Raw genomic sequence first — 14,914 nt, forward strand, 5'->3', positions numbered from 1 at the left:
TTTTTCGAATGGGAATGATCCGAAGATCTTATTCTGCGGACTTTGCGTCTTCGGCAGCCTTTGCAGCGGCGGCTTCTTCAGCGGCCTTGGCGGCGGCTGCCTCAGCGGCTGCAGCTTCTGCTGCTGCCTTTTCGGCGGCGAGCGCCTGGGCTGCTGCAACCTTTTCAGCTTCCAGACGGGCCTTTTCCTCGGCGGCCGACTGGCGTGCCGTGTCGTTCAGCTTGCGGGCGCGCGTGCCGGTGTTCTCGACGATACGGGCCGACTTGCCGCGACGATCGCGCAGGTAGTAGAGCTTGGCGCGACGAACCTTACCGCGGCGAACGATTTCGACGCTTTCGACCATCGGCGAATAGACCGGGAATACGCGCTCGACGCCTTCGCCGTAGGAGATCTTGCGAACAGTGAAGCTTTCGTTGATGCCGCCACCCGAACGGGCGATGCAGACGCCTTCATAGGCCTGCACGCGGGTACGGGTCCCTTCCGTCACGCGTACGTTGACGCGGAGCGTGTCGCCTGCCGAAAATTCCGGGAGGGTACGCTTGGCTTCGATCTTGGCGGCCTGTTCGGCTTCCAGCTGCTGGATGATGTTCATCGGTTTAACCTTGCTTTCTTCTTAAACAGTCAGAGCGCCAGTGTGTCTTTCGGCCATGCCTCTGGACAGGTCTCTTCCGGTGAAGAGCGACGGCGGGTACACCATTCTTTGTTGACGGTCGCGGGCAGGAACCCGAGCCGGTGCGGCCTATACACCGGGAGCACCGATTTGTCACCCCTCCACCCGAGGGATTCTAACGGAAGCATCTGGGCTTTCGAAGCGAAGAAGGCGTGTGTCTCCCGCATCGATCACCTCGACGCCATCGAAAACCCGGGTGACGCTGCGCCAGAAGGAACATGCCGCGGCGTTGCGCTTGACGACGCCGAGCTCCCAGATGCCCGTATGGAGCGCCAGCAGCCGACGGGCCGCATATTGCCCAAGTCCCGTTCTGCGAAACGCTGGCAGCACGCAGAACTCTGCCATGGCATGATCGATGGGCAATCCCGAACACGAATGCTGGTTCACGAGCGCAAAGCCTGCAGGATTCCAGGCGCCTTCCTGAGAGACCTCAATCATATAGGCCCAGCGATCGGCATCCTCGAAATAAAGAGCGAAATAGGGATAGGCGGCTTCAACAGGGCCAAAGGCGGATAGTCCGTGCAGATAGTCATCGAGCAAGGTCCGCAATATGACCCTATCGGATGTCTCGGCCTGTCGAATGCGCCAGATGTCGTCCGGCAAGAAAATGTCGGGCCACGGCATGCGGGGAAGCTCCTCCTGCGGATGTCCGTCCTTGTGTTTAAGGACAGGCGCTATACCACGAAAAGCCGCCCTTTCTCGATGAGTCGCCGATGCCCGTCACAACCGCCGTTCTTCTCTTTCTCGCCGGCTTCCTGTCGAGCGCCGTCAATGCGGTGGCCGGTGGAGGCACGTTTCTCACCTTCGGCGCGATGACGCTCGCCGGCCTTTCGCCGATCGTCGCCAATGCGACATCGTCCATCGTCCAGTTTCCCGGCTACATCACTTCGGCGCTCGCCTATCGCCGCGAGCTGATGGCCGACCGGCGGATGGCGGTCATGCTCGGGCTTCTCTCGGCCGTCGGCGGCCTCATCGGTGCGGGCATCCTCCTGATGCTGTCCAATCCGTCGTTCCGCTCGCTCGTGCCGTGGCTGCTCCTCGGCGCAACGGCGATCTTTGCGGCCGGACCGCTGCTTCGCCCGAAATCGCGGGAGGCGGGTGCGCCGCTCGGTGTCCTCGGCCTTCTCGGACAGTTCGCGACCTCGGTCTATGGCGGCTTCTTCGGCGCAGGCATGGGCATCATGATGCTGGCCGTGCTGGGACTGACGGCCGGCGGCGGCTATCACCGGATCAATGCGCTGAAGAACCTGCTCGCCGTCGTCATCGCCGCGATTGCCGTGGTGGTCTTCACCTTCGGCGGGGTCGTCTCCTGGCTGGAAGCGGCCGTGATGATTCCCGGCGGAGCACTCGGCGGCTACAGCGGTGTCTGGCTGGCCCGCCGCATTCCTCAAACCATCATCCGCGCCTTCGTCGTCGCGGTCGGCCTGCTGCTTGCCTTTTATTATTTCGTGACGGGTTGAGACAGCAGATCGGGCCGGCGCTCGCGCGTCAGCCGCTCGGCCTCCGCCCGCCGCCAGCGCTCGATGGCGCCGTGATTGCCGGATGTCAGCACGGCGGGGATCTCCCGTTCCTCGAAGACCTGCGGCCGCGTATAATGCGGATGCTCCAGCCGCCCGCCCTCGAAACTCTCATGCACGCCCGAAAGCGCATTGCCCATGACGCCCGGCAGGATGCGAACGACGGCATCGAGCAGCGTCAGCGCCGCTGGCTCCCCGCCCGAGAGAATGTAGTCGCCGATGGAGACCTCCTCCAGCGCACGCGCATCGATGATCCGCTGATCGACGCCCTCGAACCGGCCGCAGACGATCACCGCCCCCGGACCTGCCGCGATCTCGCGCACCCGCGCTTGGCTCAGCGGCCGTCCGCGCGGGCTCATCAGCAGCCGTGGCCGTTCGTCGTCACCCGATACATGGTCGATGGCACGCCCGAGAATGTCCGCCCGCAGCACCATGCCCGCCCCGCCGCCGGCCGGCGTGTCGTCCACCGTGCGGTGCTTGTCCTCGGCAAAATCGCGGATCTGCACGGCGTCGAGCGACCATTGCCCACGCTCCAGCGCTCTGCCTGCCAGCGAATGGCCGAGATGCCCCGGAAACATCTCCGGATAGAGCGTGAGGATGGTGGCGCGGAACGCCATCGCGGCGCTCATTCGCCTGAGGTGTCGGGATCGAACGGCCCGGCCGGGTCGTCCTTATCGTCGATGAGACCGGCAGCAACGGGATCGACCAGCATCGTGCCGCCTTCGAGATCAATCTCGAGTACGGAGAATTCAGAAAAGGGAATGAGAACCGGGCGGCGGCCGGGGCCCTTCAGCTCCAGCAGGTCGCCGGCACCGAAATCGAACACGCCGGTCACCACGCCATAGCTCTTGCCCTCGGCGTCCTTGGCCTCCAGGCCTTCGAGATCGGCATAGAAGAATTCGTCCTCGTCGAGATCGTCGTCCGGCAGGTTTTCCCGCTCGATGAACAGGTCCAGCCCGTTCAGCGCCTCGGCCGCCGTCCGGTCGTTGATGCCGCGAAAGCGGACGACCACGACGTTCTTGCTCTCGCGCAGTTCCAGCACCTCGAAGACGCGCCCGTCCTCGCTGTGAAGATGGCCGTAATCGCCAAGCGCCGTCGGCTCCTCGGCAAAGCTCTTCACGCGGACTTCGCCGCGCAACCCTTGCGCGCCACCGATCGTGCCCATCAGGACGGGGTTTTTCAGCTTGCTCATGGATGAACCGTTCTTGAGATCATTCGTCGGAAAGATTGGGCGACCCCATAAACGAAAACGGGCGGCATGAAAATGCCGCCCGTTCCCGAAGATGCGTAAAGGGTCGATTACTCGGCAGCAGCGGCAGCGGCGTCGTCGGCCTTCTGCTTGGCTTCGGCGGCGCGCTCGGTCGCCTTCTTGCCGGGCTTGCCCTTGGTCGGGTTGCTGCGGGCTTCGCGCGTGACGATGCCGGCTTCGCTGAGGAAGCGCAGGACGCGGTCCGTCGGCAGGGCGCCGTGGTCGAGCCAATGCTGGATGCGCTCGTTGTTCAGTTCGACGCGCTTGGCATCGTCCTTGGCAAGCATCGGGTTCCAGGAACCGACCTTTTCGAGGAAGCGGCCGTCGCGGGGCGAACGGGCGTCGGCGATGACGACCTGGTAGAACGGACGCTTCTTGGAACCGCCGCGGGCGAGACGAATTTTCAGTGCCATGTCAATAACTCCTTGAATGTTGGCGTGCCGCGGATGCGGCCTGATTTGGGTAAGGGTGGGGGGGGGTATGCGAAAGCCGTCAATCCTTCAGATCGGCGGCGATGTCTTCGTGATGCCGGATAACTTCCTTGATGATGAAGTTCAGGAACGTCTCGGCGAAATCCGGATCCAGATGAGCGTCCTTTGCCAGGCGGCGCAGGCGTTCGATCTGGTATTCTTCGCGCGCCGGGTCGGCCGGCGGCAAATCGTGGAGGGCTTTGAGAACGCCCACGGCCTTCGTACAGCGGAAGCGCTCGGCCAGCATATGCACCAGCGCCGCATCGATATTGTCGATCGACTGGCGGTAGCCGGAAAGCTCTTCGCGGATGGAAGGGTCGATGCTCATAGGATCGATGCTCATGCGGGCCTCACTTCTTCTTCGGCAGGCCGGGAAGTCCCGGGAAGCCGCCGCCGAGGCCGGGCAGCTTGCCGCCCATGCCGGGGAGACCGCCCATACCTCCAGGCATGCCCTTGCCGAGGCCGGCCGCTTCCGCCTGCTTCTGCAGGGCTTCCAGCTGCTTGGGGTCGAGGCTCGACAGGTCGGGCATGCCACCCATTCCGCCACCCATTCCCCCGGCCATGCCACCAAGACCCATCTTGCCGGCAAGGCCGCCCATCATCTGCTTCATCATGCCGCCGCCCTTCTTGCCGCCCATGGCCTTCATCATGTCGGCCATCTGGCGGTGCATCTTGAGCAGCTTGTTGATGTCGGAGGCATCCGTACCGGAACCGCTCGCGATGCGCTTCTTGCGGGAATGCTTGAGAAGATCGGGATTGGCGCGCTCGGCCTTGGTCATGGACGAGATGATGGCCATCTGGCGCTTGAACATGCGATCGTCGAGACCGGCCGCCGCCATCTTGTCCTTCATACCGGACATGCCGGGCATCATGCCCATGATGCCGCCCATGCCGCCCATCTTCTGCATCTGGGAAAGCTGGTCGGCGAGATCGTTGAGGTCGAACTTGCCCGACTTCATCTTGGCGGCCATGGCCGCAGCCTTCTCGGCATCGATATTCTCGGCGGCCTTTTCGACCAGCGAAACGATGTCACCCATGCCGAGGATACGGTCGGCAACGCGGCGCGGATGGAACTCGTCGAGCTCCGACATCTTCTCGCCGACGCCGATCAGCTTGATCGGCTTGCCGGTGACGGCGCGCATGGAAAGCGCCGCACCGCCACGGCCGTCGCCATCCATGCGGGTCAGCACGAGGCCGGTGATACCGACGCGTTCGTCGAAGTTGCGCGCGAGATTGACGGCGTCCTGACCGGTCAGCGCATCGGCGACCAGCAGGATTTCATGCGGGTTCGAGCGCCGCTTGATCTCGGCCATCTCCATCATCAGCGGCTCGTCGATATGCGTACGGCCGGCGGTGTCGAGGATGACGACGTCATGACCACCGAGCTTCGCCGCCTGCACGGCGCGCGCGGCAATATCGGTCGGCGACTGCCCGGCGATGACCGGCAGCGTGTCGATGCCCGCCTGGACACCGAGCTGGCGCAGCTGCTCCTGGGCTGCCGGCCGGCGCGTGTCGAGCGAGGCCATCAGGACCTTCTTCTTGTCGCGCGTGTTCAGTCGGTGGGCGATCTTGCCCGAGGTCGTGGTCTTGCCCGAGCCCTGGAGGCCGACCATCATGATGACGACGGGGGCGGGCGCATTGAGATCGATGGAGACGCCGGTGGCGCCCAGCATCTCGACCAGCTCGTCATGGACGATCTTGACGACCATCTGCCCGGGCTTGATCGATTTCAGAACGTTCGCGCCGACAGCCTTTTCGCGCACGCGGTCGGTGAAGGACCGCACGACTTCGAGCGCCACGTCGGCTTCCAGCAGCGCACGGCGAACCTCGCGCAGGGCAGCCGCGACATCGGCTTCCGACAGCGCACCGCGTCCCGTCAATCCGTTGAGGATCGAACCAAGGCGGTCCTGGAGGCTTTCAAACATCGGCTCTTCCTTTTCGTTTGCGAACATGTGCCGCAAACGTGGGTTCCGGGTCGTTTTCAAACAAGACGCAAAGCCGAACGGCACCCGAGGGCGCATCGCGCTGTCGGGTGTTGACCTCCGGGAACGTTTATACCTTGAAAGGGTCCCGGTCGGCGGCTCGGAGTCGTGTCTCGTCGCAGATGGAGCGCGGTAAACAGCAAACGGCCCGGAAAGTCAAGGCTTGCCGCCATCGCGCCGCTTTGGGCCAGCCGATCAGCACAGGCACGGTGCCGCTTTCCGATGGCGTCGGAGCGAAAAAGCCGCCATCATCACCTATCACGTCGGGCACCGACGGCTGCCAAAGACGACCGCTCGTTCATGCGGATAGGGCACGAGGATATGGAATGAAACGCCGCACGTTCTTCAAATGGTCGCTGGCCGGCGCTGTCGCCGTCTTGTCCGGCGGCTTCACCGCAAGGAGCAGCATGGCCGCGAACCGCTACTATAAAGGCCCCGTCAGCGATCATTTCGACGGCACCCGCTTCTTCAATCCTGGCGGCGTCGAGCCCAACGGCTTTGGCGACCTCCTGCGCTGGCGGTTCAACGGCCAGCAGGCGACCTGGCCCAAGACGCCCGATCCCCGCGCGACCGTGATAAGGCCGGACGCGTCGGTCACCGGGCAGAACCTGCGCGTCACCATGGTCGGCCACGCCTCCATGCTGATCCAGGTGGCCGGCCTCAACATCCTCACCGATCCCGTCTGGTCGGAACGCGCAAGCCCCGTCTCCTTTGCCGGTCCGCGCCGCGTCTCGCCGCCCGGCATCCGCATCGAGGATCTTCCCCGCATCGATGTCGTGCTGATCAGCCACAATCATTACGACCATCTCGACCAGCCGACGATCGCGCGCCTCGAGGCGGGCCACAAGCCCACCTTCGTCACGCCGCTCGGCAACGACGTTGCCATCCGCAAGGTGGCGCCGGAGGCGAAGATCGCGCTCATGGACTGGGGCGACGCCCTCGATATCAAGGACGGCGTCTCGATCAACTGTGAGCCGGCGCATCACTGGTCGGCGCGCGGGCTCGGCGACCGGCGAAAGGCGCTCTGGGCTGCCTTTGTCATCTCGACGCCGGCCGGCCGGATCTACCATATCGGCGACACCGGCTTTCACGACGGCATCAACTATCGCGCGGCGGGCAAAACCTATGGCAGCTTCCGCCTCGCCATCCTGCCGATCGGCGCCTATGAGCCGCGCTGGTTCATGAAGGGCCAGCACCAGAACCCGGACGAGGCGATCGAAGGCATGCGTCTTGCGAACGCCGCCTACGCCGTCGGCCATCACTTCGCGACCATCCAGTTGACCGACGAGGCGATGGATGCGCCGGAAAAGGCGCTGACGGCCGCCCTTGCAAAACACGATGTCGATCCCGCCCGCGTTCGCCCGCTCCATGCCGGCGAAGTCTTCGACGTGCCCCCGGAAAGGAACCCCGCATGACCAACAGCACCTTCCACCAGCCGGTAGATGCCGTCGAAGTCCCGCGTTTTGCCGGCCACTCCACGTTCATGCGGCTGCCCGCGGTTCAGGACGCCACCGGCCTCGATATCGCGCTTGTCGGCATCCCATGGGATGGTGGCACCACCAACCGCGCTGGCGCCCGACACGGGCCGCGCGAGGTCCGCAACCAGTCGAGCATGATGCGGCGCGTCCATCATGTCACGCTCACCGAGCCGTTCAGCATCGCGAATATCGCCGATGTCGGCGACATCAGCGTCAATCCGATCGATCTTCTCGACGGACTGAAGCGGATCGAGGCCGGCATGCGCGCCATCGTGGAAGCCGGCGCGATCCCACTATCCGTCGGCGGCGATCACCTGACGACGCTGCCAGTCATGCGCGCGGTGGCCGCAGGCGGCCCGGTCGGCATGATCCATTTCGACGCCCATTCCGACACCAACGACACCTATTTCGGCGGCAACCCCTATACCCACGGCACGCCGTTCCGCCGCGCCATCGAGGAAGGGCTGCTCGATCCGAAACGCACGGTGCAGATCGGCATTCGCGGCTCGATCTACGCGACCGACGAGCACGACTGGGCGCGCGCCCAGGGCATCCGCGTCATCTACATGGAGGAATGCACCCGGCGCGGCATCGCCGATGTGATGGCGGAAGCCCGCGCGATCGCCGGTGATGGACCGATCTATGTCAGCTTCGACATCGACTGCATCGACCCCTCCATGGCGCCGGGCACGGGAACGCCCGAGATCGGCGGCTTCACCACCCGCGAGGCGCAGGCGCTGGTGCGGGAACTCTCCGGCGTGCGGATCGTGGCGGCCGATGTCGTGGAGGTCGCCCCGCCCTTCGACGTCGCGGGCATGACGGCGCTGGCCGGCGCGACCATCCTGTTCGAGCTGCTCTGCGTGATCGCGGAGGGTGTCGCCACGCGCCGGTGACGGCAACCCTCCATTGATCCCGGCCTCTGGTAATCCCGCGTATTTTCCGCCATATACGCCCTTTCGCAGGACCTTTGCGCAAGGGTATGAGCAGGCATGGACAGGACGGTCGAATTCGCAAGGATGAACGGGCTCGGCAACGCCATTCTGGTCGTGGATATGCGCGGCCGGAGCGATGCCGTGACCCCGGCAGCCGCCATCGCGCTCAATGCCGATCCGCAGACCCGCTTCGACCAGATCATGGCGATCCATGACCCGAAGGCGACCGGCACCGATGCCTGGATCGACATCCTCAACTCCGACGGCACCAAGGCGCAGGCCTGTGGCAACGGCACGCGCTGCGTGGTGCAGGCGCTGGCGGCGGAAACCGGCCGCAAGACCTTTACATTCCAAACGGTCGCGGGCGTCCTCAATGCCGAGGAACATGCCGACGGCACGATCTCGGTCGATATGGGCAAGCCGGTGTTCGACTGGAACCGTATTCCTCTGGCCGAAGACTTCCACGACACGAGCCGCATCGAGCTGCAGATCGGCCCGATCGACGATCCCGTGCTGCATTCGCCCTCCGCCATGTCGATGGGCAATCCGCATGCGATCTTCTGGGTGGATCGTGATGTCATGTCCTACGATCTCGCGCGCTTCGGCCCGCTTCTCGAAAATCACCCGATGTTTCCCGAGCGCGCCAATATCACGCTCGCTCAAGTGACATCACAGAGCGGCATGACCACCCGCACCTGGGAACGCGGCGCCGGGTTGACGCTTGCCTGCGGCTCGGCGGCTTGCGCGGCGGCCGTCAGCGGTGCCCGCACCGGCCGCACGGGCCGCAAGGTGGCGGTGACCGTTGCCAGCGCCGTGCCTTCCGGCGTGCTCACCATCGACTGGCGCGAGAGCGACGATCACGTCGTCATGACCGGCCCGGCCGCGTGGGAATGGTCCGGCCGCGTCGATCCTGAGACCGGTGCTTTCACGCGCGAACCTGATACAGGGGCGCAAGCGACAGGGGCACAGGCATAGTGAGCGGCGTCGAGATCATCACCTTCGGCTGCCGCCTGAACACCTACGAATCCGAAGTGATGCGCGGCGCAGCCGAAAAGGCAGGGCTCAACAATGCCGTGCTGGTGAACACCTGCGCGGTGACCGGCGAGGCCGTGCGACAGGCCCGCAAGGCGATCCGCCGTGCCCGGCGCGAGCACCCGGATGCCCGCATCATCGTCACTGGCTGCGCCGCCCAGACCGAGGCCGGCACCTTTGCCGCGATGCCGGAAGTGGACGCCGTCCTCGGCAATGCGGAGAAGCTGGAAAGCAGCGCCTATCGCGCTCTGCCCGACTTCGGCGTCGGCAGCGAGGAGAAGCTGCGCGTCAACGACATCATGAGCGTGCGCGAAACCGCGCCGCAGATGGTGCGGATGATCGAGGGCCATGTGCGCGCCTTCGTGCAGGTGCAGAACGGCTGCGACCACCGCTGCACCTTCTGCATCATTCCGTACGGTCGCGGCAATTCCCGCTCGGTGCCGATGGGCGCGGTCGTCGATCAGGCCCGCATGCTGGTGGAAAACGGCTACCGCGAGATCGTGCTGACGGGCGTGGACGCCACCAGCTATGGCGGCGACTTGGCCGGCACGCCGACGCTCGGCCTGCTTGCCAAGACCCTCCTGAAGCAGGTGCCGGAGCTTGCCCGCCTGCGCCTCTCGTCCATCGACAGCATCGAGGCCGACCGGCACCTGATCGACCTCATCGCCGACGAGCCGCGCTTCATGCCGCACCTACATCTCTCGCTCCAGCACGGCGACGACATGATCCTCAAGCGGATGAAGCGCCGGCATTCGCGCGCCGATGCGTTCGCCTTCATGAACGAGGCCCGTCGCCTGCGTCCCGGCATCGCCTTCGGCGCCGACATGATCGCCGGCTTCCCGACCGAGACGGAAGAAATGTTCGCAGCGGCCGGAACGCTGGCGCAGGAAGCAGGGATCGCAAGCCTGCACGTCTTCCCCTACAGCCCGCGCGAAGGCACGCCCGCAGCCCGCATGCCGCAGCACGATCCCTCGCTGATCCGGGAGCGCGCTGCACGCCTGCGCGCCATCGGCGAGGAGCTTGCGCGCGACCACCTGACCTCCATGGTCGGCACCACGCAAACCGTGCTGGTCGAGAGCAACGGCACCGGCCATACGGAAAATTTCACCCGCGTCGCGACACCGGGGCTCGAACCCCGCTCGCTGGTCGCGACGACGATCACGGGCCACGATGGCAAGAACCTCTCCATCGACACCGCCGAAAGACAGGCCGCGTGACATGAGCGGCCCCGCAGGTTTCAGGATATAAGATGGCGTTCGACTTCCTCAAAAGGGTCTTCACATTCGATCAGGTGCCGCCGGAAGCGCCCGTGGCCGACGAGCGCGCGCCGGATGCGGCAAAGCCTGCGGAGACTGCAGCCCCGGTCGCCGAAGACGTCAGCACTTTCGAACCGTCCCTTCTTTCCGATACCGCGCCGGAAGACTCCCTGCCCATTGCCGAGGATCCGGTTTTGGCCGAAGAGATCGCCACGGCCGGCGGCCCGGCGGCCGATGACGACACCGGTGAACCGGCAGACGACGGGCAAGCCACCGAAGAGCCGCTCCTCCCCCTCCCGGCCATCGAGGATATCGGCGATCTCGGCGTGGTGCCGCTGTCGCTGCTCGAAGCGGAGGCGGAGCTTGCTCCCGGCGAGAGCCCGACCGCCAATCTCGACCGTCCGCGCGACATCTCCGCTTTGCCCGCGGGCTTTGCCACGGGCCCGGCGCCCGAACCGGAGGCCGCCCCGGAAGGCGAACGCCTCACCTGGTTCCAGCGCCTGCGCGCCGGCCTGTCGCGCACCTCCTCGCAGCTGACCGGCCAGATCACGGCGCTCTTCACCAAGCGCAAGCTGGACGACGCCACGCTCGAAGAACTGGAGGACCTGCTAATCCAGGCCGACCTCGGCGTCGAGACCGCGTTGCGCATCACCGATACGCTCGCCTCCGAGCGCTACGGCCGCGACGTCTCGGGTGCGGATGTCTCGCGCATCATGGCAGCCGAGATCACCAAGGTTCTCACGCCCGTCGCCAAGCCGCTGCAGCTCGACCTCAACCATCGCCCGCACGTCATCCTCGTCGTCGGCGTCAACGGCACCGGCAAGACGACGACCATTGGCAAGCTCGCCGCCAAGCTCTCGGGCGCGGGCCTGAAGGTCATGCTGGCCGCCGGCGACACCTTCCGCGCCGCCGCCATCGAGCAGCTGAAGATCTGGGCAGACCGGACGAACAGTCATATCGTCTCTTCGAAGCTCGGCGCCGACGCCGCGGGCCTGGCCTACGAGGCCTTCGAGGAAGCCCGCCGGCAGAAGAGCGATGTGCTGATCATCGACACCGCCGGCCGCCTGCAAAACCGCACGGAACTGATGGCCGAACTCGAAAAGATCGTCCGCGTGCTTGGCAAACTCGATCCGGATGCGCCACACACGGTGCTGCAGACGCTGGACGCGACCACCGGGCAGAACGCGCTCAATCAGGTCGAGATCTTCCGCAACGTCGCCGGCGTCAACGGGTTGATCATGACCAAGCTCGACGGAACGGCGCGCGGCGGCATTCTCGTCGCCATCTCCGCCAAGCACAAGCTGCCGGTCTACTTCATCGGCGTCGGCGAGGGCATCGACGATCTCGAACCCTTCGAGGCTCAGGATTTCGCCGAGGCGATCGCCGGGATTGCGGATTAAGCATCGCAGTACCGCCGAAATTCCGCCGCCGTCTGCGGCCACATCACACGCATCTTACGAAAAGACCACAAGGCAGAGACGATGAAGACCGAACGGCCAGTAGACACCGACGTCACGCCGACCCCCGCCGAGCGTCACCATCCGGGCCTCAAGCTCGCGCTGGAACTCGGGCCTCTGCTGATCTTCTTCTTCGCCAATCTGCGCGGACCGTGGCTCGCCGAGACCTTCCCGGTGCTGACCGAACTCGGCGGCCCGCTGTTCATCGCCACCGGCCTCTTCATGGCGGCCACGGTGATCTCGCTGCTCGTGTCGAAGATCGTCCTCGGCCACCTCCCCGTCATGCCCTTCGTCTCAGGCATCGTCGTCCTGGTGTTCGGCTCGCTGTCGATCTGGCTGCAGAACGACACCTTCATCAAGATGAAGCCGACCATCGTCAACACGCTGTTCGGTGCGGTGCTTCTCGGCGGCCTGTTCTTCGGCAAGTCGCTGCTCGGCCACGTCTTCAACGCCGCCTTCCAGCTGGATGCGGCCGGCTGGCGCAAGCTGACGCTGCGCTGGGGCATCTTCTTCCTGTTTCTGGCATTCCTCAACGAAGCCGTCTGGCGCGGTGCCGCCATCTGGTATGCGCCCGACGCTCAGGCGGCCGACGACTTCTGGGTGGCGTTCAAGGTCTGGGGTACCATGCCGATCACCATCCTCTTCACCATGGCGCAGATGCCGCTCATCCTGCGGCACTCCGTCGAAACCGCATCCGACAAGACATGACGGCCGTTCCCCCACCTGTAGAGGCCCTACCCCGCAGCCGCACGCTCCTGTGGATCGGCGCCTGCCTCGCCGTCCTCGCGTTCCAGGTGGCCGTGGAGCTCTTCATGGGCCGCACGCCGATCTGCACCTGCGGCGTCGTCAAGCTGTTCGAGCCCGTGGTCAACAGCCCCGGCAATTCCCAGCACATCGCCGACTGGTACACGCCGTCCCACATCATCCACGGCTTCCTGTTCTACGCGCTGACCACCTGGCTCTTCCCGAGAAAGCCGCTCGCCGCCCGACTGTTCGTCGCGACTCTCATCGAGGCCGGCTGGGAACTGCTCGAAAACTCGCCGATCATCATCGAGCGCTATCGCTCCGCGACCGTCTCGCTGAACTATATCGGCGACAGCGTGCTGAACTCGGCCATGGACACCGTCTTCATGGCACTCGGCTTCCTTGCGGCCGCCCGCCTGCCCGTCGCCGTGACGATCGTCATCGCCATCGTCTTCGAACTCTTCACCGGGTGGCTGATCCGCGACAACCTGACCCTCAACGTGCTGATGCTCGTCTGGCCGATGGACGCGGTGAAGGCGTGGCAGGGCACGCTTTAGGAGCCGGCCGAGGCCTTCTCGATCGCCGGCATGAGGCCTTCCCGCAGGCTGCGGTCGTCGAAGGGGCCGACGCGCTTGTAGAGGATCGTGCCGTCAGGTGCGACGAGGTAGGATTCCGGGATGCCGTAGACGCCCCAGTCGATCGCGGCGCGTCCGCGGGGATCGACGCCGATGGCGGAGAAGGGATTGCCGAGTTCGCCAAGGAAACGCAGCGCGTTGTCCGTCTGGTCCTTGTAGTTGATGCCGACGACCTGCAAGCGAGGGTCTTTCGCCAAGGCAAGAATGACGGGGTTCTCCGCGCGGCAGGGCACGCACCAGGACGCCCAGACATTGACGAGCGTCAGCTTGCGCTTCACCGCGGCATCCGTCAGCGCGGGCATGGGCGCATCCTTGAGCGTCGCGCCTTCGAGCGCCGGCAGAGCGAGAGAGGGCGCCTTCGTGCCGATCAGCGCGGACGGGATTTCGCTGATATCGCGACCGGAATCGAGCTGGCTCCAGAACACGGCGGCAAGGCAGGCAAAGACGGTCAGCGGCAGCAGCGCGAGCGCGAGGCGGCCCTTCGTCGTCGCGCGGTTTTCCGGCAGGTCGCTCACTGAGCACCTCCGCCGGCCGAGCGGCGGCGAATGCCGGCTTCCTCCAGCGCTTGCAATTCGCGGCGCCGGGCGCGTGCGTCGAGAACCACCCAGCAAATAAGGCTCGCAACCACGACGAGGGCTGCACCATAGCTGGCGGCGACATAAGCCAGATGCGCGCTCATGCCGACGCCGCTCCGCGCGCGGCCTGCCGGCGCATGGCCGCAATGCGCCGCCGCCAGATTTCCGTGCGCATCGCGGCTAGATGCAGCGTGAAGAACAGGCAAGTGAAGGCGAGCGCCATCACCAGCAGCGGGCGCAGGAACTCCGGATCGATGGCCGAACCGCCGAGGCGCAGCACGCTTGCCGGCTGGTGCAGCGTGTTCCACCAATCGACGGAGAACTTTATGATCGGGATGTTGACGAAGCCGACGAGGATCAGCACCGCCGAGACCTTCGCCGCCCGTCCGGCATCGTCCATGGCGCGATTAAGAGCGATCAGGCCGAGATACATCAGGAACAGAATGAAGACTGAGGTCAGCCGCGCATCCCACACCCACCATGTTCCCCACATCGGCTTGCCCCAGAGCGAGCCGGTGACGAGCGCCAGCGCCGTAAAGCCCGCCCCGATAGGGGCCGCACATTTCGCCGCGACGTCGGCCAGCGGATGCCGCCAGACGAGCGTGCCGAGCGCGGATGCCGCCATGACCGTATAGCCCATCATCGACAGCCAGGCGGCGGGCACGTGGATATACATGATCCGCACGGTCTCGCCCTGCTGGTAGTCGGCCGCGGTGGTAAAACAGAGCGTCAGGCCGACCGCAAAAAGCAGCGCCGTGAGACTGGCCAGCCATGGCAGCAGGCGCCCGGCCAGCGCGACGAAGCGCGTCGGATTGGCAAGGTCGGTAAAGCTGCGAATGGCAAGGCTTCTCTCACGCATACGACCTCTCTACCAAGTTCGCGAGACCTCTTCAATGAACGTCGCGGCCACCGGCATG

The 14,914-nt window shown here is 65.2% G+C and carries 18 protein-coding genes; 8 read left to right on the top strand and 10 right to left on the bottom strand.

Annotation, left to right across the window (positions count from 1 at the left end; genetic code table 11):
- Nucleotides 1–28 precede the first annotated feature (28 nt).
- Nucleotides 29–592: a 50S ribosomal protein L19 gene (gene rplS, locus C8J33_RS14970; protein ID WP_092930834.1), complete on the bottom strand. Its 564-nt coding sequence runs from the start codon at nucleotides 590–592 to the stop codon at nucleotides 29–31.
- Nucleotides 593–763: 171 nt separating this feature from the next.
- On the bottom strand, nucleotides 764–1,294 hold the full coding sequence (locus tag C8J33_RS14975) for a GNAT family N-acetyltransferase (protein WP_132664777.1): 531 nt from the start codon (nucleotides 1,292–1,294) through the stop codon (nucleotides 764–766).
- Nucleotides 1,295–1,383: 89 nt separating this feature from the next.
- Here C8J33_RS14975 and C8J33_RS14980 point away from each other — a divergent pair, with 89 nt between their 5' ends.
- Nucleotides 1,384–2,130: a sulfite exporter TauE/SafE family protein gene (locus C8J33_RS14980; RefSeq protein ID WP_132664778.1), complete on the top strand. Its 747-nt coding sequence runs from the start codon at nucleotides 1,384–1,386 to the stop codon at nucleotides 2,128–2,130.
- Here C8J33_RS14980 and trmD read toward each other — a convergent pair.
- The 5 genes from trmD to ffh form a co-directional block, all read right to left on the bottom strand.
- Nucleotides 2,112–2,804: a tRNA (guanosine(37)-N1)-methyltransferase TrmD gene (gene trmD / locus C8J33_RS14985; protein WP_132664779.1), complete on the bottom strand. Its 693-nt coding sequence runs from the start codon at nucleotides 2,802–2,804 to the stop codon at nucleotides 2,112–2,114. The genes C8J33_RS14980 and trmD overlap by 19 nt on opposite strands.
- An 8-nt stretch (nucleotides 2,805–2,812) precedes the next feature.
- Nucleotides 2,813–3,379 carry a ribosome maturation factor RimM gene (rimM, locus tag C8J33_RS14990; RefSeq protein WP_132664780.1) on the bottom strand — a complete coding sequence of 189 codons (567 nt, stop codon included), beginning with the start codon at nucleotides 3,377–3,379 and terminating at the stop codon, nucleotides 2,813–2,815.
- A 107-nt stretch (nucleotides 3,380–3,486) separates the two neighbouring features.
- Nucleotides 3,487–3,849 carry a 30S ribosomal protein S16 gene (gene rpsP, locus C8J33_RS14995; RefSeq protein WP_110729859.1) on the bottom strand — a complete coding sequence of 121 codons (363 nt, stop codon included), beginning with the start codon at nucleotides 3,847–3,849 and terminating at the stop codon, nucleotides 3,487–3,489.
- Nucleotides 3,850–3,928: 79 nt separating this feature from the next.
- A complete protein-coding gene (locus C8J33_RS15000) occupies nucleotides 3,929–4,249 on the bottom strand; it encodes a chorismate mutase (RefSeq protein ID WP_422038322.1) in 321 nt (106 codons plus the stop codon).
- Between the two features lie 7 nt (nucleotides 4,250–4,256).
- Nucleotides 4,257–5,831, bottom strand: coding sequence for a signal recognition particle protein (ffh, locus tag C8J33_RS15005; protein WP_132664781.1), 1,575 nt, complete (start codon nucleotides 5,829–5,831; stop codon nucleotides 4,257–4,259).
- 383 nt (nucleotides 5,832–6,214) lie between these two features.
- On the opposite strand from ffh, the gene C8J33_RS15010 reads away from it, so the two are divergent.
- From C8J33_RS15010 to C8J33_RS15040, 7 genes are all read left to right on the top strand, one after another.
- Nucleotides 6,215–7,303: an MBL fold metallo-hydrolase gene (locus tag C8J33_RS15010; protein WP_132664782.1), complete on the top strand. Its 1,089-nt coding sequence runs from the start codon at nucleotides 6,215–6,217 to the stop codon at nucleotides 7,301–7,303.
- On the top strand, nucleotides 7,300–8,259 hold the full coding sequence (gene speB / locus C8J33_RS15015) for an agmatinase (RefSeq protein ID WP_132664783.1): 960 nt from the start codon (nucleotides 7,300–7,302) through the stop codon (nucleotides 8,257–8,259). The genes C8J33_RS15010 and speB overlap by 4 nt, the downstream gene beginning before the upstream one ends.
- Nucleotides 8,260–8,355: 96 nt before the next feature.
- Nucleotides 8,356–9,273 carry a diaminopimelate epimerase gene (dapF, locus tag C8J33_RS15020; RefSeq protein WP_132664784.1) on the top strand — a complete coding sequence of 306 codons (918 nt, stop codon included), beginning with the start codon at nucleotides 8,356–8,358 and terminating at the stop codon, nucleotides 9,271–9,273.
- Nucleotides 9,273–10,547 (top strand): tRNA (N(6)-L-threonylcarbamoyladenosine(37)-C(2))-methylthiotransferase MtaB, encoded by a 1,275-nt coding sequence (gene mtaB / locus C8J33_RS15025; RefSeq protein WP_132664785.1) that lies wholly within the window; start codon nucleotides 9,273–9,275, stop codon nucleotides 10,545–10,547. The genes dapF and mtaB overlap by 1 nt, the downstream gene beginning before the upstream one ends.
- A gap of 32 nt (nucleotides 10,548–10,579) precedes the next feature.
- Nucleotides 10,580–11,986 carry a signal recognition particle-docking protein FtsY gene (gene ftsY, locus C8J33_RS15030; RefSeq protein WP_132664786.1) on the top strand — a complete coding sequence of 469 codons (1,407 nt, stop codon included), beginning with the start codon at nucleotides 10,580–10,582 and terminating at the stop codon, nucleotides 11,984–11,986.
- An 81-nt stretch (nucleotides 11,987–12,067) separates the two neighbouring features.
- Nucleotides 12,068–12,751, top strand: a complete 684-nt coding sequence (locus C8J33_RS15035) for a septation protein A (RefSeq protein WP_132664787.1) — start codon at nucleotides 12,068–12,070, stop codon at nucleotides 12,749–12,751.
- On the top strand, nucleotides 12,748–13,344 hold the full coding sequence (locus tag C8J33_RS15040; RefSeq protein WP_132664788.1) for a DUF2585 domain-containing protein: 597 nt from the start codon (nucleotides 12,748–12,750) through the stop codon (nucleotides 13,342–13,344). Before C8J33_RS15035 ends, C8J33_RS15040 begins: the two co-directional genes overlap by 4 nt.
- On the opposite strand, the gene C8J33_RS15045 is transcribed toward C8J33_RS15040, so the two are convergent.
- The 3 genes from C8J33_RS15045 to C8J33_RS15055 are packed head-to-tail and all read right to left on the bottom strand — an operon-like array spanning nucleotide 13,341 to nucleotide 14,856.
- A complete protein-coding gene (locus tag C8J33_RS15045) occupies nucleotides 13,341–13,937 on the bottom strand; it encodes a DsbE family thiol:disulfide interchange protein (RefSeq protein ID WP_132664789.1) in 597 nt (198 codons plus the stop codon). The two genes, C8J33_RS15040 and C8J33_RS15045, sit on opposite strands and share 4 nt — an antisense overlap.
- On the bottom strand, nucleotides 13,934–14,101 hold the full coding sequence (gene ccmD, locus C8J33_RS15050; RefSeq protein WP_132664790.1) for a heme exporter protein CcmD: 168 nt from the start codon (nucleotides 14,099–14,101) through the stop codon (nucleotides 13,934–13,936). The genes C8J33_RS15045 and ccmD overlap by 4 nt, the downstream gene beginning before the upstream one ends.
- A complete protein-coding gene (locus tag C8J33_RS15055; RefSeq protein ID WP_110801045.1) occupies nucleotides 14,098–14,856 on the bottom strand; it encodes a heme ABC transporter permease in 759 nt (252 codons plus the stop codon). The genes ccmD and C8J33_RS15055 overlap by 4 nt, the downstream gene beginning before the upstream one ends.
- Nucleotides 14,857–14,914: the final 58 nt, after the last annotated feature.

It is taken from the genome of Rhizobium sp. PP-CC-3G-465 (assembly GCF_004343445.1).
Classification (GTDB): Bacteria; Pseudomonadota; Alphaproteobacteria; order Rhizobiales; family Rhizobiaceae; genus Ferranicluibacter; species Ferranicluibacter rubi.

Excerpts from the sequence above, each read along its gene's own strand:
- rplS (WP_092930834.1), bottom strand. The coding sequence starts at position 592 with ATGAACATCATCCAGCAGCTGGAAGCCGAACAGGCCGCCAAGATCGAA.
- C8J33_RS14975 (WP_132664777.1), bottom strand. The coding sequence starts at position 1,294 with ATGCCGTGGCCCGACATTTTCTTGCCGGACGACATCTGGCGCATTCGA.
- C8J33_RS14980 (WP_132664778.1), top strand. The coding sequence starts at position 1,384 with ATGCCCGTCACAACCGCCGTTCTTCTCTTTCTCGCCGGCTTCCTGTCG.
- trmD (WP_132664779.1), bottom strand. The coding sequence starts at position 2,804 with ATGGCGTTCCGCGCCACCATCCTCACGCTCTATCCGGAGATGTTTCCG.
- rimM (WP_132664780.1), bottom strand. The coding sequence starts at position 3,379 with ATGAGCAAGCTGAAAAACCCCGTCCTGATGGGCACGATCGGTGGCGCG.
- rpsP (WP_110729859.1), bottom strand. The coding sequence starts at position 3,849 with ATGGCACTGAAAATTCGTCTCGCCCGCGGCGGTTCCAAGAAGCGTCCG.
- C8J33_RS15000 (WP_422038322.1), bottom strand. The coding sequence starts at position 4,249 with ATGAGCATCGATCCTATGAGCATCGACCCTTCCATCCGCGAAGAGCTT.
- ffh (WP_132664781.1), bottom strand. The coding sequence starts at position 5,831 with ATGTTTGAAAGCCTCCAGGACCGCCTTGGTTCGATCCTCAACGGATTG.
- C8J33_RS15010 (WP_132664782.1), top strand. The coding sequence starts at position 6,215 with ATGAAACGCCGCACGTTCTTCAAATGGTCGCTGGCCGGCGCTGTCGCC.
- speB (WP_132664783.1), top strand. The coding sequence starts at position 7,300 with ATGACCAACAGCACCTTCCACCAGCCGGTAGATGCCGTCGAAGTCCCG.
- dapF (WP_132664784.1), top strand. The coding sequence starts at position 8,356 with ATGGACAGGACGGTCGAATTCGCAAGGATGAACGGGCTCGGCAACGCC.
- ftsY (WP_132664786.1), top strand. The coding sequence starts at position 10,580 with ATGGCGTTCGACTTCCTCAAAAGGGTCTTCACATTCGATCAGGTGCCG.
- C8J33_RS15035 (WP_132664787.1), top strand. The coding sequence starts at position 12,068 with ATGAAGACCGAACGGCCAGTAGACACCGACGTCACGCCGACCCCCGCC.
- C8J33_RS15040 (WP_132664788.1), top strand. The coding sequence starts at position 12,748 with ATGACGGCCGTTCCCCCACCTGTAGAGGCCCTACCCCGCAGCCGCACG.
- ccmD (WP_132664790.1), bottom strand. The coding sequence starts at position 14,101 with ATGAGCGCGCATCTGGCTTATGTCGCCGCCAGCTATGGTGCAGCCCTC.
- C8J33_RS15055 (WP_110801045.1), bottom strand. The coding sequence starts at position 14,856 with ATGCGTGAGAGAAGCCTTGCCATTCGCAGCTTTACCGACCTTGCCAAT.